19 protein-coding genes are annotated in these 23087 nt (G+C 65.1%); 9 read left to right on the top strand and 10 right to left on the bottom strand.

Annotated elements, in window-relative coordinates:
• Positions 1-2: 2 nt before the first annotated feature.
• The 7 genes from ACZY0Q_RS16240 to ACZY0Q_RS16270 form a co-directional block, all read right to left on the bottom strand.
• The gene (locus tag ACZY0Q_RS16240; protein WP_463918389.1) at positions 3-1106 is read right to left on the bottom strand and encodes a sugar phosphate isomerase/epimerase family protein; all 1104 of its coding nucleotides are present in this window, start codon (positions 1104-1106) and stop codon (positions 3-5) included.
• Positions 1103-1498, bottom strand: coding sequence for a C-glycoside deglycosidase beta subunit domain-containing protein (locus ACZY0Q_RS16245; protein WP_463918391.1), 396 nt, complete (start codon positions 1496-1498; stop codon positions 1103-1105). Before ACZY0Q_RS16245 ends, ACZY0Q_RS16240 begins: the two co-directional genes overlap by 4 nt.
• Positions 1499-1586: 88 nt before the next feature.
• Complete coding sequence (locus ACZY0Q_RS16250; RefSeq protein ID WP_463918393.1) at positions 1587-3173, bottom strand: GMC oxidoreductase; 1587 nt, start codon at positions 3171-3173, stop codon at positions 1587-1589.
• The gene (locus tag ACZY0Q_RS16255) at positions 3163-3945 is read right to left on the bottom strand and encodes a TIM barrel protein (RefSeq protein WP_463918395.1); all 783 of its coding nucleotides are present in this window, start codon (positions 3943-3945) and stop codon (positions 3163-3165) included. The genes ACZY0Q_RS16250 and ACZY0Q_RS16255 overlap by 11 nt, the downstream gene beginning before the upstream one ends.
• Positions 3946-4064: 119 nt before the next feature.
• Positions 4065-4901, bottom strand: a complete 837-nt coding sequence (locus tag ACZY0Q_RS16260) for a carbohydrate ABC transporter permease (protein ID WP_463918397.1) — start codon at positions 4899-4901, stop codon at positions 4065-4067.
• Between the two features lie 2 nt (positions 4902-4903).
• Positions 4904-5863: a carbohydrate ABC transporter permease gene (locus tag ACZY0Q_RS16265; RefSeq protein ID WP_463918399.1), complete on the bottom strand. Its 960-nt coding sequence runs from the start codon at positions 5861-5863 to the stop codon at positions 4904-4906.
• 53 nt (positions 5864-5916) lie between these two features.
• Complete coding sequence (locus ACZY0Q_RS16270; RefSeq protein WP_463918401.1) at positions 5917-7206, bottom strand: ABC transporter substrate-binding protein; 1290 nt, start codon at positions 7204-7206, stop codon at positions 5917-5919.
• A gap of 242 nt (positions 7207-7448) precedes the next feature.
• Here ACZY0Q_RS16270 and ACZY0Q_RS16275 point away from each other — a divergent pair, with 242 nt between their 5' ends.
• Positions 7449-8393 (top strand): LysR family transcriptional regulator, encoded by a 945-nt coding sequence (locus ACZY0Q_RS16275; protein ID WP_463918403.1) that lies wholly within the window; start codon positions 7449-7451, stop codon positions 8391-8393.
• 56 nt (positions 8394-8449) lie between these two features.
• Here ACZY0Q_RS16275 and ACZY0Q_RS16280 read toward each other — a convergent pair whose 3' ends face one another.
• Positions 8450-9928: a C-glycoside deglycosidase beta subunit domain-containing protein gene (locus tag ACZY0Q_RS16280; protein WP_463918405.1), complete on the bottom strand. Its 1479-nt coding sequence runs from the start codon at positions 9926-9928 to the stop codon at positions 8450-8452.
• Positions 9929-9958: 30 nt separating this feature from the next.
• Entirely contained in the window at positions 9959-11251 is a 1293-nt protein-coding gene (locus ACZY0Q_RS16285; RefSeq protein WP_463918679.1) for a C-glycoside deglycosidase beta subunit domain-containing protein, read from the bottom strand.
• Between the two features lie 147 nt (positions 11252-11398).
• Here ACZY0Q_RS16285 and ACZY0Q_RS16290 point away from each other — a divergent pair, with 147 nt between their 5' ends.
• On the top strand, positions 11399-12313 hold the full coding sequence (locus ACZY0Q_RS16290; RefSeq protein ID WP_463918407.1) for a DUF1905 domain-containing protein: 915 nt from the start codon (positions 11399-11401) through the stop codon (positions 12311-12313).
• 44 nt (positions 12314-12357) lie between these two features.
• Here ACZY0Q_RS16290 and ACZY0Q_RS16295 read toward each other — a convergent pair whose 3' ends face one another.
• Positions 12358-13296, bottom strand: coding sequence for a PfkB family carbohydrate kinase (locus ACZY0Q_RS16295; RefSeq protein ID WP_463918409.1), 939 nt, complete (start codon positions 13294-13296; stop codon positions 12358-12360).
• A gap of 65 nt (positions 13297-13361) precedes the next feature.
• On the opposite strand from ACZY0Q_RS16295, the gene ACZY0Q_RS16300 reads away from it, so the two are divergent.
• The 7 genes from ACZY0Q_RS16300 to ACZY0Q_RS16330 all read left to right on the top strand — a co-directional run bounded on the left by ACZY0Q_RS16300 (position 13362) and on the right by ACZY0Q_RS16330 (position 23070).
• On the top strand, positions 13362-15122 hold the full coding sequence (locus ACZY0Q_RS16300; RefSeq protein ID WP_463918411.1) for a sialidase family protein: 1761 nt from the start codon (positions 13362-13364) through the stop codon (positions 15120-15122).
• A gap of 174 nt (positions 15123-15296) precedes the next feature.
• Positions 15297-16919, top strand: a complete 1623-nt coding sequence (locus tag ACZY0Q_RS16305; protein ID WP_463918413.1) for an ABC transporter substrate-binding protein — start codon at positions 15297-15299, stop codon at positions 16917-16919.
• A gap of 109 nt (positions 16920-17028) precedes the next feature.
• A complete protein-coding gene (locus tag ACZY0Q_RS16310; RefSeq protein WP_463918415.1) occupies positions 17029-17985 on the top strand; it encodes an ABC transporter permease in 957 nt (318 codons plus the stop codon).
• A gap of 3 nt (positions 17986-17988) precedes the next feature.
• Positions 17989-20139: a dipeptide/oligopeptide/nickel ABC transporter permease/ATP-binding protein gene (locus ACZY0Q_RS16315; RefSeq protein WP_463918417.1), complete on the top strand. Its 2151-nt coding sequence runs from the start codon at positions 17989-17991 to the stop codon at positions 20137-20139.
• Complete coding sequence (locus tag ACZY0Q_RS16320) at positions 20136-20942, top strand: ATP-binding cassette domain-containing protein (protein ID WP_463918419.1); 807 nt, start codon at positions 20136-20138, stop codon at positions 20940-20942. Before ACZY0Q_RS16315 ends, ACZY0Q_RS16320 begins: the two co-directional genes overlap by 4 nt.
• Before the next feature lie 47 nt (positions 20943-20989).
• The gene (locus tag ACZY0Q_RS16325) at positions 20990-21919 is read left to right on the top strand and encodes a dihydrodipicolinate synthase family protein (RefSeq protein WP_463918421.1); all 930 of its coding nucleotides are present in this window, start codon (positions 20990-20992) and stop codon (positions 21917-21919) included.
• A 203-nt stretch (positions 21920-22122) separates the two neighbouring features.
• Entirely contained in the window at positions 22123-23070 is a 948-nt protein-coding gene (locus ACZY0Q_RS16330) for an ROK family protein (RefSeq protein WP_463918423.1), read from the top strand.
• Positions 23071-23087 lie beyond the last annotated feature (17 nt).

A 23087-nucleotide genomic window follows, 5' to 3' on the forward strand; every position in this document is an offset into this window, starting at 1 on the left:
TTTCAGCCGCGGACGGGCTGGGCGAGGTGGCTGTTGAGGATGCGGCGCGCTTCGGCGGCGTCAGTGATCATGGCCGAACCTGCGTTGGTTGCAGCGGAACGCTGGACGGCCTGCTCACCGCGGATGATGTCGAACGGGTCCTGCCAGTTGTTCCAGTGCCAGCCTTCGTATTCGCTGGAGATGGCACCGGAGTAGCCGTTCTCGACGAGCTGGCGAACCAGACCACGCACGGGAACCGAGGGCTCTTCGCCGTTCTCATCGATGCCGAAGAACTTGCCGTGCACGTGGCGTACCCACGGCATGATCTCCAGCCAGGTGTCTATGGGAGCAGGGCCGAAAAGCCCGGTTCCGTTGATGCCGAAGTCAATGCCCAGGTCCGGCCTGCCGTTGCGGGCAGCCAGGCCGATGAAGGCACCGAAGCGCTCACCGTGGACCTTTTGCGTGTTCGGCGGTCCTTCGGCGTAGAAACCGTTCCACAGGTCAACCACCTGGCGGAGCAGTTCTTCCGAAGCGCCGCGCCGGCGGTAGGCCTCCAGCAGGGAGGGTGCGAAGCCGGTGACGGTGGCACCCCAGTCGGCGGTGAAGCCAAGCAGGGGAGAATCCAGTTTCTCGTAGCGGTCACGCAGCGCGAGGACACGCTCGTGCGCGCCGTGCTGGTCGGCGTGGACTTCCAGGGCCAGGGTGACACCGTACTTCTCAGCCACGGGCAGCAGGCTTTCCATGGCGTCCGGAGTCAGCGAAATCTGCACGCGGGCGATAGGGAAGCCGAGCCTGGCAGCTACCTCGATCTGCTTGCGCATGTATTCCACCAGCTCGTCATGGTTCATGAGCCGGTCACGGCGGATGCCCGTGTCAACGTTGACTGCCAGCGACGTGGGAACCAGGTCAACCTCGGCCACCAGATCGCGGAACTGCCCAACGAAGGTGTCGTCGATCCGGTCCGGGAAGCCCCGCAGGCTGGAGAACCCGATGACTTCAAGCCCCGGGCCGAAGCCTTCGGCCGCCACTTTGCGGATCAGGCCATCGAGGTCGTACTGCCGGGCGTGGGAGACCCGGGTGAAGCTGTAAAGGGTGACGCCCTGGATCGGCGTGCCGAGGCTGGTCATCGCTGTGCCACCTTCATGGTCTTGGTGTCGTGCTCTTCGATATGCAGCACGCCGTGGTCGGTGATGATGTACGGAATGTAGAGCTTCAGGTCCACCCGGACCTCGTGCTCGGCATCGCGGTCCGGGACGGGAAGTTCGCCCGAAAGGACTGCTGAGTCCAGCGGGAACCACCATTCGCCGGTCTCGTCGACGAGTTCCTCAAAGCTGAATGTGCGGTTGTTCATGGTCCAGCGCAGTGAGCCCTCCGGGGCGGCAACGCCGTCCACTGTCAGCGCGGCTCCTGCAATGCACGAGCCCGGCAGGGCCCGGTACCAGGGGATGCGGACTTCGACGGCGGTGCGGCCGTCCTGGGTGATAAGTGTTCCCTGCTCGATTATGCGGTCGGCGATCATCGAGACCTCCTTGTCTGCGGCATGCCTTGCCTGTGATTGAGCAAATGCCTGTGCTTGGGTGAAAGGGCGGGCAATTGCCGCTTCTTCATTATTTAGACAGTCTATTGTCTGATTCGGACATAAGCAAAGAGCTGGTGAGTTTTTCCGCAATCCTGCGTGCCCCGCGCACTGCGAGCGCCACCGCCGTCAGCGTGGGGTTGCACGCGGTGGCGGTGGGGATGACGCCGTTGCCGGCCACGAAAAGGCCGGGGACCTCCCAGACCTGGCTGTCCGGAGAACAGACACTCTCGCCGTCGTCCGTTGCGCCCATGCGCGTTGTGCCCTGGTAGTGGAGTGAGGATCCCGGCGGTAGAACAAAGGGGTGCTCGTCGAGCGGTTCACCCACAGCCTTGCCCAGCCGGACAATCTCCTGCTTGGCGCGCTCCAACACGTCGTGGTCCCGCTGCGTGAGGCGGTAATGGATGCGCATGGCGGGCATCCCGTACGAGTCACGGGCAGCTTCGTCGAACGCCACCCGGTCCTCCCGGTGGAGATCCTTCGCGCAGAACAGGCCCAGCCCCACGATCGACCCCGGAACAACGGGGTCATCCTCGGCCAGCGGAACCGGTGACGCATCCAGCTGCATGATCTGGCCATGAAAGGGCGCCTCGTCCGTGTAAGGAACCCACGCCACACCGCTGTACGCACTGAGCCCGCCCTGCGCGTCCTGCACGTCCTGCACGTCCTGCACGTCCGCAGGAGGATCCCCCGCGGAGACGTCGCGCAGCCTGCTGCCGAACACCACCTGTGCCTGGTCGTTGAGGTAGCGGCCCAGCGCGGCGGGCCTGATTTCCGAGGCCCACAGTAGTTGCGGCGTGCGCAGGGCGTCCGCGCCCACCACGACGTAACGGGCGGCCACCTGGTGAGTTTCGCCACTGCGCCGGTCCTGGACCTCTACGCCGGCAGCAACGCCGCCGTCGACCAGCACCCGGGTTACCAGGGACTCGTCAAACAGGCTGAAGTGCGGATTCTCCCGGGTCGCATCCCCCATCACGACGTCGGATCCTGACCACATCAGGGCACCATCGTCGCGCCGGTGCACGGCAAGCGGCATGGACTGGACACGGTAAGCCGGCTTTCGGCCATTGTCCACCACCGCTGCGAGGCGTTCACGGACAAGGCCCGAGAAGGGGGCACCGTCAAAAGCGTGCGTGGTGACGCCCAGCAGGCGGCCGGCGTCGTCAAGAAGCTGATCCAGATCCGGCAGGAACGCAATGCGCTCCTTGCCTCCCGGACGCGGGCAGGCAGCCGTCCAGTGGGCCGCCATGCCACCCACGTTGCTGGACATGGCAGCCACGGGCATCCCATCTTCTCCGGGGAACGCGTAGCCATCGGGCAACAGGTAAGTTCCGGGCCTGGAACGGCGTTCCCCGTTCTTGACCGCACCGGGGGAGCTGACGGTTTCGGCACCTGCACCCGGGCCTTCGGACGCCCGCTGGGCAAAGCTGCGGACCTCCGGATCCGCAATATTCTTGACGTGGGCGCCAGGCGGATTACTGACCGTGGGGCCCACTTCGAACATGGCAATGGTGGCACCGGGCGCCGTCTCGCTGAGGATCCGCGCGTACGCCGACGCCGTTGGGCCGCTGCCAACGATGGCGACGTCGACGGCGTCCGGGTACCTGCTACCGCCCATGACCCGCCACCAGCTCCTGGATGCGGCGGACGGACTTCGCCGAGTCGATGGTGGGGTAGTACTCGAGGCCAATGGGTCCGGTGTAGCCGCTGTTCTGCAGCTCTGCAAACCGGGCCGGCCAGTCGATGGATCCCGAACCGGGCTCCCCACGTCCCGGGGCGTCAGCGATCTGGACGTACTTGATGAGGTCACCGGCGTTGGCGAGCTCGGCGGCCACGTCTTCGCCCTCGACCGTGGAGTGGTACAGGTCGTAGAGAACGCCGAAGTTCGGTGAAGTCACACCGCGGGCAATGTAAACGGCTTCCGAGGTCCGGTCCAGCAGGGCACCGGGGTGGTCCACCCGGACGTTGACGGCCTCGAGGACCAAGGTGATGCCGGAACCCTCGATGTGCGCTGTGCCCTTACTGAAGATTTCGATCAGTTCATCCAGCTGGTCCTGCCGCTTGCGCCCGCCGAAGCCGGTGCCGCTGCCCACCACAATCCGGGGGCACCCCAGCTGCTGCGCTACAGCAACCCCCGCGTCAAGACCCTCATAGAAGGGCTCGTGGTTGCGTGGCGGGATCATGAACTGCATGCGTGGCTCCGCGATCTGGGAGGTGAGCTGGACCCCGGTTTCCTCGAGTGCGGCCTTCAGCGCGGGGATGTCTTTGCCGGTTGGGCCCCACATTTCCACTGCGTCGAAGCCGGCTGCTGCTGCAGCACGAACCCGGTCCGCGGCACTTTCGCCTGCTTCGGCGAAGAGAAGGTCGATGTTGGGTGAAAGTTGGAACATGGGTGTCTCCTGGAAAGTAGAAGGGGGTTAAAACATCGGGTGGAAGGCTTTGCGCACCCGTTTTTGGGCGTAGAAAATCTTCACGAAGCGCTCGAACGCTTCGCGGTTGGCTGTGGGGACTAGCCCTTCAGGCCGCCGGAGAAGCCCTGAATGAAGCGCTTCTGCGCGAACAGGAACAGCGCCAGGATGGGAATCATGGACACGATCACAATGGCGAAGATCGAATTCCATTCCGAAACCAGGGAGCCGATGTAGTAGTACATGGCCACCGGCAGCGTCTGGTTGGCCGAGCCGCCCAGGAAGATCAGCGAGGTGAAGAAATCGTTCCACACGATCAGTCCGGCGAAGATGGTGACCGTTCCGGTGGCAGGAGCCATCATGGGCAGCACCACCTTGGCAAAAATCTGGGACCGGCTGGCCCCGTCAATGGTTGCCGCTTCCTCGTAGTCTGTGCCGAGTCCTCGGAAAAAGTTGGCGTAGAGGAAGATCGACAGCGGCAGGAGCATGCCGGTGTAGAGGACGATCAGGCCCCACGCGGATCCTGTGAGGCCCATGGCCCGTGCACCCATGTAGAGGGGCACGGCGCCGAGCTGGCCGGGGAGGATGATGGCAATCAGGAAGAGGTAGTACGCGCCCTTGCTCCACCGGCGGGTGCTGCGGGAAATGACGTAGCCAGTGATTGAACCGAGCGCGATCAGTCCCACGATGCTTCCCGCCGTAATGATGACGCTGTTCACCAGGCCGAGGACAACATTGGAGTTGCCGGTGGCCGTCAGGACAGCGACGAAGTTGCTGAAGTCAGGGTTCTTCGGCGGGGCCAGGGGCGAGGTGGTGTACATCTCGCTGTCCGGCTTCAGGGCGGTGGTCACCAGGAAGTAGAACGGCGCCAGGAAGATCAGGGCCAGGACCCAAAGGCCAATTTCGCGGAGCAGGGTGAGTTTTGTATAGCGGAACATGGTTAGTCCTCGGGGTTCGAACGCGTCAGCCGCTGCTGGATTACGGCGAAGAACAGGATGATGGCCGCAAGCACCAGGGCCAGGGCGGCACCGCCGCCAAAGTTTCCGAGCGCAAATGCCTGTTTGTAGACCTGGGTGGCCAGCGTTTCTGTTGCGCCGGCGGGTCCTCCGTTGGTCAGTGCCATGATGGGATCGAAGACCCGGAGCCCCTGGACTATTCCCAGCGTGGTGGCAATGGCGATGGCGGGGCGGATGGCCGGCAACGTGACATGCCGGAAGCGCTGCCACAGGTTCGCACCGTCGATGGCGGCCGCCTCCTCGACTTCCACCGGGACACCGGCAAGTCCCGCCATGAAGATCACCATGGCAAAGCCGGTGGACCCCCAAACAAGGACTACCAGGACTGTCCAGACGGCCCATTGGGGATCGGCAAGCCATGGCTTGGCGAGGTCGCCGGCGCCTATTGAAGTGAGGAAGACGTTGATGGGGCCGTCGAAGTCGAAGATGTACTTCCAGACGTAGGCAGTGGCCAGCGGACTGAGCACTACGGGCATAAAGAAGAGGGTGCGGAGGATGTATCGCGTCTTCAGCATCCGGTTGAGGCCGAGGGCGATGATGAGCCCGCCGACGTTGCCGAGCAAGACCGAACCAAAGGCCAGGAACAACGTGTTCGTCAGGGCACCGAGCTTGGTGGGGTCCTTGAAGATGGCTTCAAAGTTCTGCCAGCCCACAATCTTGAACGAGCCGATGCCTGTCCAGTTGGTGAAGGCGAAGAAGCCGCCGATACCGGTTGCCACGTAGTGGATGGCGATAACCAGGACAATCCCGGGCAGCGCCCACCACCAATGTCCCAACTGCAGGCCTGCGCTCCGGGGACGGGGGTTTTCGCCCGTCCCCGGAGCACGCCTGCCCCGCAGGGGTGCTTTTGCTGCTTCGCTTTTCGGTTGCATCGTCGCAGTCATGGTAATCCTTGCTTGTCCCTTTGAGTCGTTGGAACTGTGGTGGTCTGAAGCTCTTACTGTCCCCAGGCCGTATCCATGGCCTGGAGTACCTGATCGGCAGTCTTCTGTCCGGTGATCAGTCCCTGGACGCCGGTAGCGAGGGCGTCGTACACGGCGGAGTTGGGCCACTGGCTGTTCGGCAGCGGGCCGTACTTTCCGTCCTTGATGAGATCGCCGACGTTCTTGTAGGCACTAGCGTTGAAGTCGTAGCTGTCCAGGCCGGTGACAGGCAGTGCGCCGTCGATTTCCGCGAAGGCCTTGGTCTGCTCAGGTTCGGCCGCCCAGTCAAGGAACGCCTTGGCGGCGTCCTTGTTCTTGGACGCTGCGTTGATGGAGAACGCGTAGTTCGCGCTGGCGTAGACGAAACCTTCGGAGCTCTTCTCTGCCGGGAGCGCCCGCACATTGAAGTCCGCGTCGGCAGCGGCGGTCTTCAGCTGCTTCCAGCTGGGACCGGGGATAAAGCCGGCAACCGAGGTTCCGCTGGCCAGACCCTTGGTGATGGCGTCGAAACCGGCGCCCGCAGCGCCCTTTTGGAAGCAGCCCGCGTCATTGAGTTGGGTGACTGCCTCCAGCGATGCTTTCCAGCCGTCCGAGCCTGCGAATGTGGTCTCCTTGGCGGCACGCTTTTCGTTCCACTTCGGGTCCTCCGCATAGACGCGGGACGCGGCCAGGGACATCGCCATCAGACCGGTGTTTGGAGCCGCGGAGCCCGCCAGCGCGATGAACGATTTGCCGGACGATGCGAGCGACCTGCACTGATCCTCAAGGGAGGCGAAGTCCGACGGGAAAGCAGATATTCCGGCTGCTTTGGCGGCCGTTTCGTTGGCCACCAGGCCAACCACTGTGATTTCCGGCGCCTGTCCGTAGACTTTTCCGTCGGTTCCGAAGAGGGCTTCGCTGCCCTCGGGGACCAGTTCCTTGGCGGCGCCATCCAAGGGCTCAAGGAAGCCTGCCTGAACGAGGGGCAGGATGCTGCGGCCGGTGCCGGAACCCGGTGACGTCACGACTACGTCGGACGCGTTTCCGGCCTGGAGCTGCGTCCGCAAGGTCTGGTCATACGAGTCATTGGGCTGCGGGTTGAACGTGATCTTCACGTTCGAGTTCGACGCCATGTACTTCTCAGCCAGCACCTGGAAGGGGCTCGCAATGGTGTTGGAGGTGGCGAACGACAGGGAAAATTCCTGGGCGCCTCCTGCGGGGGAGCTGCTGGCGGGGGCCGAGCAGCCGGTGAGCACAAGGGCTGCGATGGTTGGGACGGCGAGGGCGCCGACCTTTAGAGCCGAATAGCAACGGTGCTGTGTCATGTCCAGCCTTTCTGACTTCATTGTCGAAGAGTTCCGGGAGCCGTGACCCCGGTCACTCATCAGTATGCAGGAGATGTGCAGAAAAAGCACATAAGTATTGCCGATGACAGACATAAGTTTCGCTGGGGTGGAAGTCACCCCTTGCATAGAGGAGCATGATGCGCGCCATACAATGTATCGATAGCGCTGATACACTGAAGTAATTTAGTTCACCGAGTTCACCGTCGAAAGAGTGTCCCGCCGTGACGAACCACGTTCTGCTGTCCCGGCTTGACCTGAACCTGCTGATCTCGCTGGATTCCCTCATCACGGAGCGGAGTGTCACGAGGGCGGCAGAGCGGCTTCATCTGAGCCAGCCGGCGCTCAGCGCCTCGCTTGCGCGGCTCCGGTCCCACTTCGGGGACCCCATCCTGGCCCGCCGCGGAAATGCGTACGAACTGACGCCATTCGCCTTGCGGCTGGCAGAGCACACCACCACTGCCCTTGAAGCCGCGCGGCGCGTCTTCGAGAGCCAGGCAAACTGGGAGCCCACAGAATCGAAGCGCGAGTTCTCAATCTACGGCTCAGATTACGGCTTCACCACCATCGGTCGGGTTGCTTCCGAGCTTGCCGCCAAGCGCGCACCGGGAGTGCGGTTCCGGTTCATGCTCCACAATCCGGTGGTGGTAGAGGACGCGGCGAACCGCCTTCGGTCCGTGGACGGGATGGTCATTCCCCATGGTTTCCTCACCGGGCTCCCCTACCTGGACCTGTGGAGGGACGGATGGGTGGCCGTGGTCTCCTCGTCCAACGACGCCGTAGGCGAGTACATCACCATGGAGAACATCGCCGAACTTCCTTGGGTGATGACCTATCAGACGCGCTCCGCGTCAACGTCGGCGGAACGCCAGATCATGCAGCTGGGCGTCGAACCTCGCGTGGATGTGGTGGTTGAAAGTTTCCAGTCCCTGCCGCACTTTGTAGTGGGAACCAACCGGATCGCGCTCATTCAGGCGGCGCTAGCGCCGTTCGCGCTGCGCGTCGGCGGTGTGCGGATCCTGCAGCTGCCCTTCGATGCGACACCACTGGTTAATGCCCTCTGGTGGCACCCCGTGCACAACCGGGACTCCGAGCACGAATGGATGCGGGGCCTCTTCAAGGAGGCCGGGGACATCGTGGCAGCCGCTGCGGCGAAGGAACCCACTTAATGCCTCGATGCCCGCCCATAACTGGACGGGCATCGAGGCATATTCGCTTTGTAGGGTCAGGCAGACGTCAACGCCGTCCGCATGCTCGTGCGGATGAGGTCGTGCTGCTTCCGGACCAGCAGCAGCGGGTCCACCTCGCCGAGCTCCGCGAAGGCGTGGCCTTCCCACTCGCTGGACCAGTAGCCGCGGTAGCCGCCTTCGACAAAAACGCGTACCAGCTCCGGATAGTCAATGGCGGGCTCGTTTCCCTGCTCGTCGATGTCGTAGAACTTCGCGTGCACATGCATGATCTGAGGCATGATGTCAGCCCATTCCTTCGGACTGACATGTCCGTGCATGTTGAAGGCCAGGTGCGCGAAGGACCCAAGACGGGCTGGATCAAAGTCCCGTCCCCGCAGGTAGCCGATGAACTCCTCCTGCCGCTCCCGCATCGGGGCATCGGTGGCCCAGATGGCCTGTAGCTTCTGGATGGCTTCGTCGTCCAGCCCGGCACGGCGGACCGCGCGCAGGAGCGTCGGAGACATGCTGTGCATGGTTGAGGAGAAGTCGGCCACGAACCCCAGCAGCGGTGAATCAAGCTCCGCGTAGACGTCCCGAACCTTCATGATTTCCGGGGAGTTCGGCCCCAGCGGCGCATGGATCTCGTACGCAAGCTTGAGCTCCAGATTTTCTGCGAGCGGCAGGAGCCGGCGAAGCAGCTCCGGCTTTGCGCTCTGGATGCGAACCAACGGGAAACCCAGCTTCTTGGCGCCGCGGAAAAGCGTCTCCGTAAACTCGTACTCTTCGTCCGGAGTCATGTCGCGGTCCCGGCGTCGGCCCATGTCGAGGTTGGCGCCGAAGGAGCTGGCAGTGAACCCGTGTTTGTCGAAAGCCTCGTGCCAAGCATGGGCGAAATCGTCAGTCACCTCCGGATAGGTAGGCAGGACCTGCGACGCCACAATCTCGATCCCGGGACCTATTCCCAGCTCCGCTACGCGGTTCAGCAGGCCGTCGAAGTCATACCAGCCTGCCCGGAACTCGGCACTCGCCGAGTAGAGGGTGAGCCCCAGCGAGAACGGATCGGCCTCCGCTTTCGGCGGGGGCGGGGTGACCGCCGTCGTCAGTTCCGGTGCAACCAACGCGCTGTCTGTGGCGGTCAGCTCCAGGGTCTGGTTCACGAAATTCGGGACATACATGCCGGGACCGCCGTCCTGGCCGGGGGCTATCTGCATGTATGGCAGGCGCAGCTCCCCGACCAGCTGGATCCGGAGCTTTTCACCCAGGGAGACGGGGTTGTGTCGCCTGGCAATGAGCAGCGGGTGTTCCTGGAGGTACCAGAGGGTTTCGCTTTGCGCGGGCAGGTCAGCGAGCGCATAGCGGACGCCCCCGAGTTCCAGCGACAGGTCCTCGGCAGGGATTTCCTGGCCGTCGACGGTGAGCCGCAGGCTGGATACCGAGGAGAGCCACAGGCTCCGGTACCACGGAAGAGTCAGGGCCAGTGCGAGGCCCTCGGTGTGGGGACGCAGGCTTGCAGCGTCAAGAAGTCCGTTTGGCATTGTTGTTCTCTTTGCTAGGGATGGAATGGGTCAGGAAAGTTCGCCGGTGATCCGACGGATCAGAGAGTGCTGGCGACGCACCTGCTCGAGGGCCCGCCAGGGAGTGCGTTCGCCTTCGTATTCGCTGGAGAGATAGCCGGTGTAGCCGGACTCCTTGATTGCCTTGAGCACGGGCAACCAGGGAATTTGTTGGTCTTCCAGTTGCTCGTTGATGTCGTGGAATTTCGCCTGGATGAACACGACATACTGGGCGATGTCCGCGAAATCGGCCGGATCAACGCCGATACCGTCAAGGAACGCCGGCCGTGCTTCCCGGGACTCCCCCTCGCGCAGCGGAATCGGGCGGTCCTGGAAGATTCCGGTGTCGATGAGCAGGCCAAAGTTCTTGGTGCCGGTCCGCTCGATCAGGCCTATGTAGTCCTCGACGACGGGGTGCTTGATGGGGGTGGGCGAGTGAATCTCCGGGCAGATGATGATGCCCGTCTCGTGCGCCAGGTCAAGGGAGCGCTCCACCGATTCGGTCCAGATCGGGTCGGGGACCAGGTCGCTGGATACGACGCCGATCTTGGGGCGCACGAACCCAAAGCCGAGCCGATGCGCCAGCCTCAGGTCCCGCTGCAGCGCCTCTGCGCCTTCGGCAACCGTCATGGTCCGCCCCGGGTGCAGCCGCGTGTCAATCCAGGAACCGTAGTTGGTGGGCTCCAGCGAGTACTTCTCCAGCAGGCCAAACCAGCTGTCGATCCACGCCGAAGGGGGCTCCGGATAGTTGGGGATGTGCCCCTCGCCGAGGATCTCGACGCCGGTAGCGCCCACGTCGGCGACGGCGGCCAACGCCGTCTCCAGGTCCATGACCGTGCCGTAGTCACCCATAAAGCTGTACAGGGACACGCCATAGCGGAAGGAGCCTTCGCCGCCTTCGGGCCCGAGCGTCACTGTTCGGCTGGTGCGGTGCACGGTGGGCTGGTGCTCCACCGGAATATAGGACATCCGCAGGCGCAGTTCGATGGAGAGCTCATGCACGCCCTGCGGCAGTCCGCCGTCGAGCGGAACGGTAACCACCGCCGCTTCCTCCAAAGGCCACCGGACGCCGCTGCCGTCCCACAGCTGCTGCAGCGTGTAGGTCTGCCTACCGAAGGTCCACAGCGGAACGTGAGGGCCGACATCGACAATGTTGCCGATACGCACGGCGATGCCGTCGATGAGGGACGCGGCCATGCCTCGGTATGAAGGCATCCGGACGCGGAACTGGAAGCCGGTTACCCGCCCGCCTTCATTGACATTGCGGAATCCGACGGACTGTATCAGGTCTCTTTCGAGAAGCATCATCGCTCACTCTCTCTAGGTGCGAAATCAAGCCTAACAGCATTATGTCGACTTCATGCTTAAGTTTGTAAGAATTCCACCTAACGACAACGCCGCCGGAGATCGGGATTCCTTTCAGAGGCTGCCAGCCGGGTCGATAATGACCGTATGGTTCGCTTCACCGCCACTGTTCAGCTGCGCGGGGCCAATCCATTCGTGGACGTCCCGACGACAGCGGTTGCTGAGCTGCTGCCGCTTGCGGTGCATGGCCGGATCCGGGTGACCGGCACGCTCAGAGGTACGGAGTTCAACGCCACGGTGATGCCGGCCAGGTCCGGACGGCACGTCCTGCACCTTTCCGGGGGCCTCCGGACGGCAACGCGCGTGCGCGTCGGGGAAACGGTCACAGTGGATGTCCATGCGCTCCACACCAACGAGGTCATCCCGCCCGGAGATTTATCGGCCGCCCTTGACGCGGCCGTGGGAGCGTCGGACAACTGGGGGCAGCTGCCCGTTTCGCAGCGGCGGGAGCTGACCCGCTTCCTCGAGGACGCCCGGACGCCCTCGACGCGTGCGCGCCGGGTGGAGCAAATTTTGGCCCAGGTGCTGGGCGGGGACGTCCCGCCGCCGGGCCTGCGCACCGGCCGCGCCTTGTGGACCTGCCCCTCCTGCGGGCGGCAGTTTGTCACACGGAACATGAACCATTCCTGCTCACAGCACACCCTCGACGAGCCGTTCCGCGACAGGCCGGACAGCATTCAACGGCTGTTCGAGCTGGTTCGCCATACGGTGGAGGTGATCGGACCGGTAACGCTGGTCCCCTACCGCGACCGCGTCGCCTTCATGGTCAGAGTCCGGTTCGCCGGCGTCAAACCCGCGAACAAGTGGCTCGATGTGGAATTCTGGCTCACGCGCCGGCTCGAGTCGCCCAGATTCCGACGGGTCGAAACGCTGTCTCCGTACACGCACCTCTACACGGTGCGGGTGACCGAGCCATCCGACGTCGACGGCGAACTGGCCGCCTGGCTCCGCGAGGCCTACGCGGTGGGCCGCCAGGAGCATCTGCGAAGCTCGACCGGGTGACAGCCCTGGACCTAGGGGCCTGGGCGCCTTCGAGGCGCCCCGCGCTACTCCGCCGGAGCCGCGTTCAGTTCTGCACGGGTGGGCGGGTTGGCGCCCGGGCGGGAAACAGTGATGGCCGCCGCGCGGGCTGCGTGCGCCAGCAGTTCAGCGAGGCCCTCGGCCGGAAGTTCGCGCAGGTCCTTGCGGTTCTGCGCACCGTCCAGGCCGCGGTCCACGATTCCCGAAAGCAGCGCGGACATGAAGGAATCACCGGCGCCCACAGTGTCCGCAACTTCCACGCGAGGCGCGTCGATCGCAGTTTCACCGGCGGCCGTAATGCCCCACGGTCCGGCCGCGCCGCGTGTGACCACCACCATGGCCGGGCCTTCGGTTCCGCCCAATGACAGCCAGCGGCGCGCCGATTCCAGCACGTCCACGCCCGGGTAGAGCCATTCCAGGTCCTCATCCGAGGCCTTGACCACGTCCGCGAGGGTGACAAACTTCTCCGTCTGCGTCCGCGCATAATCCACGTCGGTGATGATGCTGGGCCGGCAGTTGGGATCGAAGCTGATGGTGGCTGCGGGGTGGGCGTGCTCGACGGCGGCGAGCACCGCCGCGGCGCCCGGCGCCAGCATCGTGGCGATGGAGCCGGTGTGCAGCAGGGTGGTTCCCTGCAGCATAAAGGAGAGGCGGTCCGCCAGGCCGGGAAGCTCCCAGGCGAGGTCGAACGTGTAGGTGGCGGCGCCGTCGTCGTCAATCACGGCGGTGGCCACGCTGGTAGGCAGCTCATCCGGGCCCAGCGGCACCATGACTGAGCTGGAGCGCAGGTGCGCCGCCACCGAATCCCCGTAGGCGTCGCGGCCGTAGCGGCCGACGAACTGCACCGCATGGTCCAGGCGGGCCAGGCCCACCGCAACGTTGAGGGGGCTGCCGCCAACGTGGGCTTCGATTCCGGCGGCGCGCTGGACAACGTCAACAAGGCCCTCGCCTATAACTGTGAGCATGGTCATACTCTGCCAGAGAAGCGGCCAGTCCACACAGCCCGTGACGCATCGCCTACCATGGAGATATGACATCCCATGTCCCCCAGCCAATGACGGCTGCACTGCCCGACGTCGAACACGCATTGGCGGTCCGGGGCGCCGGCGGCTACCGGCAATACAGGATCCCTGCCCTCGCCGTCTCGCGGCAGGGCACCCTGCTGGCCGCCTACGACGGCCGCCCCAACCTCGATGACCTGCCCAACCCGATCGACCTCCTGCTCCGGCGCAGCACGGACAACGGCCGGACCTGGGGCGAACAGCAGGTAGTGAGGACGGGCGGCGGCCTGAACGGCTACGGCGACCCGAGCCTCCTGGTGGACGTGGAGACGGGCAGGATCTTGATGTTCCACGCCGCCGGAACGCACGCCGGATTCTTCGAAGCGGTGGCCGGGCTGGAGCCCGACGACGATGTGCAGCACTGCGATCTCAGCTACTCGGACGACGACGGCCTGACCTGGCAGCACCGCAGGATCACCGCCCAGCTCAAGGTCCGCCCGCCGGTTCATCCGCATGGGCCAAGCACGGGCGAGCCGGCCATCACCGGAATCTTCGCCGCAGCGGGGCAGGGCATCCAGATCCACAGCGGCGCGCACCGCGGCCGGCTGGTCCAGCAGTTTGTGGTCCTGGCCGGCGGCGAGATCATGGCCGCCTCCGCATACAGCGACGATCACGGCAGCACCTGGACGCTCGGGGAACTCGTCGGCGCCCGAACGCACGGCCACGCCCCCAACGAAAACAAGGTTGCCGCGCTCCAGGACGGCCGGCTCCTGCTGCACAGCCGCGGTACACCGCGCCGCCTTGCCGCGATATCGGACGACGGCGGGGCCACCTGGAGTACCCTGCGCCCCGTTGAGGACCTCCCGGACCCGAGCGACAACGGCTCTCTGGTCCGCTTCGACGGCCTGCCGTCCCTGACTTCCTTCGCCGACGAGGCCTCGGATTCGTGGCTGCTGGCCACCAACAACCAGGACACGGCATTGCGACGGAACACGGTGATCAGCCTGTCCACCGACAACGGGCGCAGCTGGCCCGCGAAGCTGGTCCTTTGCCCGGGCAGCTCGGCCTATTCGACGGCAACCCGGCTCCCCGACGGCAACATCGGCGTCCTCTACGAGCGCGAGGGCTACCGGGAAATCGTGTTCGCCTCGGTGCCCGCGGAGCAGCTTCTTGATCAGTTGGCCTCGGAGGGCGAGGCGCATCCAGCCTCCGCCCACGCCGCCGGACTGCCCGCCCACGCCGCCGGGCCGGGGCCCCATCGCGATGCCGGGCTGGTCTTCGACATGGAACTGCGGTCCATCACCCCCGGCCGCCCGAAGGTGTGGCAGAACGCCGGCGAGTCCCATGTGATGCAGTCCGGCGTTGAGGACTGGGGCGTGCACACCTGGAAGGAAATCGGCCAGGGCTACTCGGCCGAGGCTGCGCAGGTCATCGGCACGCGGGAGGCGCAGGACCTGAATTACGGCCCGATCATTCCCGGGTACAAGGCCGGGGATATTTTGGCCTTCACGGGCAGGTCACGCAATGACGGATCCCTGCCGGTAGCCGGGGTCCGGCTGTCCGGCCCCGGCTCGGAAGCCTTCCCGGTCGCGGATCTCAACCCCGGAGAGGAAGCCCTGTACTTCACCCCGGCGTACACCGTCACGGAGGCGGATGTGGCGCGTGGCTACGCCGAGGTGGCCTACGAGGTGGCATTTGCAGTGACCGGTGAGCGCGGCGGCAGTGCCGGGCTCCGCCGTCGTGCTTTCAGGTTTGACACCGTCTCCGGCGACGTCACCGGGCCTGAGTGAGAGAGCGTCCGCTAAAAACGCGCAGGATCTGAGAGAGCGTCCGGGGAAAACGCGCCAAACGTGAGAGAGCGTTACAGGACTGGCGCTTGACGTGAGCCTGTGATGACGCTTACAGTCGACATACGAGCTCGGACGTCCTACATCCGATAAACCTTCTGGAATGGCGAGGCCCTCATGAACAACATCACCAAGAACCTGCCGCTGGTCAATGACGCCAGCCGCCGGAACTTCCTTAAGCTGACCGGGGCCATGGGCGCCGCCGCAGCATTCACCGCTTCTGTCGCCGCGTGCGGCAGCCCGGCAGCGACCACCACCGGCAGCTCGGCAAGCGCCGCGGCCGTCAACAAGGACCTCACCATCGAAGCGGGCATCTCCTACGCCCTCTCCACCGGCTTCGATCCGCTGAGCTCCTCAGGCGCCACGCCGATGGCCGCCAACCTGCACATCTTCGAAGGCCTCATCGAGCTGCACCCGGCCACCCGCGTGCCGTACAACGCGCTGGCAGCCTCGGACCCCAAGAAGGTCAACGACACCACCTACCAGGTGACCATCCGCGAAGGCGCCAAGTTCCACGACGGCACCCCGGTCACCACCGAGGACGTGGCCTTCTCCTTCACCCGTGTGATGGACCCGGCGAACAAATCCCTGTTCTCGCAGTTCATCCCGTTCATCCAGGACGTCAAGCCCCTGGATGCGAAGACCGTTGAGTTCACCCTCAAGTACGCCTTCCCCGGCTTCGGCCCCCGCATCTCCGTGGTCAAGGTTGTCCCCAAGGCCTTGGCCACGGACCTCAAGGCCTTCGACGCCAAGCCCGTGGGCACCGGCCCCTACAAGCTCATCTCCGCCGCGAAGGACGACAAGATCGTCTTCGAAAGGTTCGCAGACTACAACGGCCCCAAGCCGGCACTGGCCAAGGGCATGACCTGGCTGCTGCTCTCCGACGCCGCAGCCCGCGTCACCGCCGTCCAGTCCGGCCGTGTCCAGGCCATCGAGGACGTCCCCTACCTGGACATCGACGGCCTGAAGTCCAAGGTCAAGGTTGAATCCGTCCAGTCCTTCGGCCTGATGTTCCTGATGTTCAACTGCAACAAGGCCCCGTTCAACAACAAGCTGGTCCGCCAGGCCCTCCACTACGGCCTGGACAAGGAAGCCATCATCAAGAAGGCCCTGTTCGGCAACGCCAAGCCCGCCAGCTCCTACTTCCAGGAAGGCCACCCGGACTACGTCAAGGCCAAGAACGTCTACGGCTACGACGCCAAGAAGGCTGAAGACCTCCTGAAGCAGGCCGGCGTCACGAGCCTCGAATTCGAGCTGCTCACCACGGACACCGCCTGGGTCAAGGACGTTGCCCCGCTGATCCTCGAATCCTGGAACAAGATCCCGGGCGTCAAGGTCTCGGTCAAGAGCATCCAGTCCGGCGCCCTGTACACGGACCGTGTCGGCGCCGGCGACTACTCAGTGGTCGCCGCCCCCGGCGACCCCTCCGTCTTCGGCAACGACGCGGACCTGCTCCTGAGCTGGTTCTACTCGGGCGCCACTTGGATGGAAAAGCGCGCCTACTGGACCGCCCCGGAACGCGCCAAACTGCAGGAACTCATGAACAAGGGCTCGCAGGCTGCCGCAGCTGACGCCAAGAAGATCACCGGCGAAATCGTGGACCTCGTCTCCGAGGAATTGCCGCTCTACCCGATCTTCCACCGCCAGCTGCCCTCCGCCTGGGACGACAAGAAGCTCAACGGCTTCAAGCCGCTGCCCACCACCGGCATGTCGTTCATCGACGTCGGACGCACCTCCTAACAAGGGCTTGCGTTGCGAGGCCTGCTCTGCGCCCCTCATCCCCCGGGTGCACGCAGAGCGGGCCTCGCACCATTTTGAACTGCAGCACCCAAACACACCGGAGAACAAATTGGTCACGATATTGCGTCTGCTAGGCCGCAGACTCGCAGCACTGCCATTGATGATCCTGGGCATCACCCTGCTCGTCTTCCTTGTCCTGCAGGCCGCTCCCGGCGACCAGGCTAGCTCCGCCCTCGGCGACGGCGCCAGCGAAGAAGCGAAAGAGCAGTACCGCCAGGAAAACGGCCTGAACGATCCGCTGGTCATCCAGTACTTCAGCTTCCTCGGCAAGCTGCTGCAGCTGGACCTCGGCGTCACCACCCCGCCGGCGAAGTCGGTGGCCACCATGATCGGCTCCGCGTTCCCCCTGACGCTGCAGCTGACCTTCCTGGGCGTGCTGATCGCCATCGTCCTGTCCCTGACCTTCGGCATTCTCGGCGCCCTCTACCGGGACAAATGGCAGGACCAGCTGGTCCGCGTTTTCTCGATCGCCGCGATTGCCACGCCGTCGTTCTGGCTCGGCATCCTGCTGATCCAGTGGTTCGCCCTGGGCGCCAGCCCGCTGTTCCCCTCCGGGGGAATCGCGACGCCGGAATCCGGCTTCGGCGGCTGGCTCAACTCCATGGCCCTCCCGGCCCTGGCCCTCGGCATCCCGGTCTCTGCCTCGCTGATCCGCGTGGTCCGCACCTCGATGGTGGAGGAGCTGGACCGCGACTACGTCCGCACCGCCATCGGCAACGGTGTCCCCTACCGCGAAGTGGTGTCCAGGAACGTCCTCCGCAACGCCCTGGTGACTCCGGTGACCGTGCTGGGACTGCGCGTGGGCTACCTGCTCGGCGGCGCCGTCGTGATTGAAATGATCTTCGCCCTGCCCGGCATGGGCCAGCTGATCCTCAACGGCATCACCAACCTGGACGTCAACCTGGTCCAGGGCGTGGTGCTCACCATCTCGGTCACCTTCGTTCTGGTGAACATCGTGGTGGACCTCCTCTACCTGCTCATCAACCCCCGAATCAGGACGGTATAGCTCATGCGTAGCAAGCTTGCTGAACGGCTGAGTGCCCCGGGCCTCCGTTTCAAGGCACTGCCTTGGGGCTCCCGCATCGCCCTCCTCTTCCTCATCGTGATCGTCCTCTCCGCCGTGTTCGCGCCGGTCATCGCGCCGCACGATCCGCTGGAGACCTTCATCCCGGCCACCCCTCCCGGCGCCGAGCACTTCTTCGGCACCGACCGGCTGGGCCGCGACATCTTCTCCCGCCTGCTCTTCGGCGCACAGTCCTCACTCATGATCGGCCTCGGCGCCGTCATCCTGGCCATCCTGGCGGGCGCCCTGCTGGGCTCCTTCGCCGCGACGTCCAGCAAGGCCGTCAACGAACTGATCATGCGCCTCATGGACATCCTCATGGCGTTTCCCGGCATCGCCCTGGCCGCAGTGCTGCTGGCCGCGTTCGGCAACTCCGTTCCCACCATCATCATCGCGATCGCCATCATCTACACCCCGCAGCTGGCCCGCGTGGTCCGCGCCAACGTGCTCTCCCAGTACGGCGAAGACTACGTCCGTGCCGAGCGTGTGATCGGCGCAGGCCGCTTCTACATCCTGCTCAAGCACATCGTCCGCAACACCGCCGCCCCCGTGCTGGTGTTCGCCACGGTCATGGTGGCCGACGCCATCATCCTCGAAGCCTCGCTGTCCTTCCTAGGCGCCGGCGTCCAGGACCCCGCACCGTCGTGGGGCAACGTGATCTCCTACGGCCGCAACCTGGTACTGTCCGGCGGCTGGTGGGCCACCACCTTCGCCGGTGTGACCATCCTGCTCACCGTTCTCTCGCTGAACATCCTCGCCGAGGGCCTCACCGACGCCATGGTGAACCCGAAGCTGCGCAAGGCACCTGCAGTAAAGGACGACGACGGCGCATCCGCCGTTGTTGCCGGCGCAGCGGTGGGTGCCGCCGTCGATACGGAAATCGCCACGTCAGTGGCCCAGCCGTCGGTAGTGGAAACGCACGAGCTCGACGGCGTCCGCGCCGCTTTCGGTGATGTCCTCACGGAGGAGCACTACAACGAGGCAGCCATCCTCACCGATCCGAAGCTGGCCGCGGCGAACCCGCACCTGCTGCTGGACAAGGAACTGGAGCTGCTCTCCGCCATCGAGGCCCAGCGCACCGACCGCCTTCCCCAGGTACCGGCCGGCGCCCGCAACGTCCTCGAGGTCAGGAACCTGTCCATCCGCTTCCCGGGCCGCTTCGGCGACACCGCGATTGTGGACAACGTCTCCTTCACGGTCCGCGAAGGCGAAACCATGGGCCTGGTGGGCGAATCCGGCTGCGGCAAGTCCATCACATCCCTCGCGGTCATGGGCCTGCTGCCCAAGAGCGCGCAGGTCACCGGTTCCATCAAGTTCGACGGCAAGGAACTGCTGGATCCGGCCACCAACCACAGCAGCATCAAGGCCTACGAGGGCCTGCGCGGCGAGCAGATCGCCATGGTCTACCAGGACGCCCTGAGCTCCCTGAACCCGTCCATGAAGATCAAGGACCAGATGGAGCAGCTGACCAAGCGCGGCGGCCGGAAGACCCCCACCGAGCTGCTGGAACTGGTCAAGCTCGATCCCGTCCGGACGCTCGCCAGCTACCCGCACGAGCTCTCCGGCGGCCAGCGCCAGCGCGTCCTGATCGCCATGGCCCTGTCCCGTTCGCCGAAGATCGTGGTTGCCGATGAGCCCACCACCGCCCTGGACGTCACCGTCCAGAAGCAGGTAGTGGACCTGCTCAACGAACTGCGCGAACAGCTCGGTTTCGCCATGGTCTTCGTCAGCCACGACCTCGCCCTGGTGGCCTCCCTGGCACACCGCATCACGGTGATGTACGCCGGCCAGGTGGTGGAATCCGCACAGGCTTCGGAGCTGCTGCAGAACCCCAAGCATGAGTACACCCGCGGCCTGCTTGGCGCTGTCCTCTCCATCGAGGCCGACGCCGTGCGCCTGCACCAGATCCCCGGCACCGTCCCGTCCCCGCGCGACTTCGCCCCGGGCGACCGCTTCGCCCCGCGTTCACTGCGGTCCGACGCCGACCCGGACCAACAGCTGGTCCTGACGTCAGTCGGAGCGGCCAACGGCGGATCCGCCGCGGGCGACAACACTGACCACTACTGGGCGAGCCACCTGAAGGAGGATGCAAAATGAGCGTTTCAACCGGCAAGCCGGTCATCGAGCTCAAGGACGTCAAGGTCCACCACCACGCACGTGGCGGCGGGCTCTTCCGCCCGAACATCGTCAAAGCGGTCGACGGCGTCGACTTCAGCATCAGCCGCGGCGAAACCGTGGGCATCGTGGGTGAGTCCGGCTGCGGCAAGTCCACGCTCGCGTCCGTGCTCGTGGGACTGCAGACGCCGACGTCGGGCGAGGTGCTGTTCCACGGCAAACCCGCCATCAAGCGGAACGCCGCCATGCGCAAGGAATTCGGCCGGTCCGTGTCCGTGGTCTTCCAGGACCCGGCCACGGCGCTGAACCCGCGCATGACCGTCCAGGACATCCTCACGGACCCCCTCCAGATCCACGGCATCGGCACCGCAGCAACGCGCGCGGCAAAGGTCAAGGAACTCCTGGCCCTGGTGGGCCTGCCGCAGTCCGCGGCCGAGGTCACGCCGTCGCAGGTTTCCGGCGGCCAGCGCCAGCGTGTGGCAATCGCCCGCGCACTGGCACTGGACCCGGACATCATCGTGGCGGACGAGCCGACGTCGGCCCTGGACGTTTCCGTCCGCGCCCAGGTGCTGAACCTGCTCTCGGACCTGAAAACCCAGTTGAACCTCGGCATGGTGTTCATCTCGCATGACATCCAGACGGTCCGGTACGTCTCGGACCGCATCTGCGTTATGTACTTCGGCAAGATCGTCGAGCAGGGCACCGCCACCCAGGTCTTCGACAGCCCCACCAACGACTACACCAAGAAGCTCCTGGGCGCTGCCCCGAGCCTGCTCCACATCTAGCTTTTCCCCATGAGTTTTCGTCTACCCACCAATATTTGGAGAACACCGTGACTACTGTCGCTTCCCGCTTCCAGGGCGTCATCCCGCCCGTCGTAACCCCCCGCACCGCCGACGGCGCCATTGACGTGCCGTCGCTGGAAAACGTCACCAAGCACCTGCTCGACGGCGGCGTCAGCGGTCTGTTTGTGCTGGGTTCCTCCGGCGAGGTCACCCATATGACCAACACCGAGCGCGATCTCGTTGTGCAGACCGTGGCAGGCGTGAACGCCGGCCAGGTGCCGGTAATCGTGGGCGCCGTAGAGCAGACCACCAACCGCGTCATCGAAGAAGCCAAGCGCGTCATCGCACTGGGCGCCGACTCGATCGTGGCCACCAGCCTGTACTACGCCATCTCCAACGCCCAGGAGAACAACACGCACTTCCGCTCCATCGCCGCCGCCGTCGACGTTCCCGTCTTCGCCTACGACGTACCGGTGCGCACCCACTTCAAGCTGCCCACCGACCTGCTGGTCGAGCTGGGCCGCGAGGGCGTCATTGCCGGTGTGAAGGACTCCTCCGGCGACGACGTCTCCTTCCGCCAGCTGCTCATCGCGGCCAAGGACATCCCCAACTTCGACATCTTCACTGGCCACGAAGTGGTTGTGGACGGCGCCCTCCTGGGCGGCGCGCAGGGTGTTGTACCGGGCCTGGGCAACGTTGACCCGGCCGGCTACAAGCGCCTCTACGACGCCGCCGTTGCCGGCGACTGGGCCGGCGCTGCTGCCGAGCAGGACCGCCTGGCCGACGTCTTCGAAATCGTCTACACCCCCAAGGCCGGCCGCATGTCCGGCAACGCCGCCGGCCTGGGCGCCTTCAAGACCGCCCTGCAGCTCATGGGCGTCATCAAGACCAACGTCATGAGCGCCCCCATGCTCTCCCTGGACGAAGACGAGACCAAGGCAATCCGCGTCATCCTGGAACGCAACGGCCTGGTCTAGTCTTCGCGGCTGGGGCGCTGCGGTAGCTGCGTTCCGCCGGCGCTTAGACACCTCCCGACGCACCGCTCGGTCGCTGAGCGACCGTCACGATGCTTTGGTCGGCGATGCGCGCCTACCCGGAAAGCAGCCACCGCACCTTGGGTGACTATCTCACCAGCGCCGTCCGGTGATTGAGCCTGTCGAAATCCCCTGTTAGGAAGAGAATGATGTACGCGATCGGTGTTGACCTTGGGGGTACTAAGACTGCTGCCGGGGTTGTTTCCGAGGCGGGGGAGGTCTTGTTTTCGGAGACTATACCTACGCTGAACCGGGATGGCGGCGACGCGATCCTGGACGCTACTGCGGCGCTGGTTTCTTCACTCATGTCGCGGGCTCAGGCAGAGGGCCTGGATGTGGTGGGCGTAGGGATTGGCTCGGCCGGGGTCATTGACGCCGCTCACGGCGTGGTGGTGTCCGCTACCGATGCCATCCTCGGGTGGGCCGGGACCAAGCTGACCGCAAGTTTGGCCGCCCGGCTTGGCCTGGCGCCGGAGGCTGTGCAGGCAGTGAACGACGTCCACGCGCACGCCCTGGGCGAGTCGTGGACGGGTTCCGCCGCCGGAACCGCAAGTTCGCTCCTGGTGGCCTTCGGCACCGGCGTCGGCGGCAGTTTTGTGCTGGCCGGGCGCCCTGTCCTGGGTCACCGTTACGCGGGCGGACACGTGGGCCACTTCGCCTCCCCGTACGCATTCCACGAGGGCCAGCCTGTTCCCTGTGTCTGCGGCGGCGCCGGGCACGTTGAGGCCATCGCCTCCGGGCCCGCCATCCGCGAGGCTTACTTGCGTCTTGGCGGCAAACAACCCCTACTGGACGCCCGCGGCGTCTTTGCCCTCGCCAGCGCCAGCGACTCCATCGCCATCAAGGCTGTGGGCATGGGCGCCGCCGGGGCCGGCCAGGCCGTGGGCGGACTCGCCAACATCCTGGACCCCGAAGTGGTGGTGGTTTCCGGCGGGCTCTCCGACGCCGGCGCCCCCTGGTGGAGCCCAATGGAACGCGCCCTGCGCGCCGAACTCCTGCCGGCGCTGCTCGACCTTCCCGTCCTGCCCGCTAAACTCGGCAACGCAGCAGCAATGGTGGGCGCCGCGCGCCTGGTGCTCACCGCTTCGTCCTGACACCGTCGTCCAGAGCA

It is taken from the genome of Pseudarthrobacter lactosi, assembly GCF_055412785.1.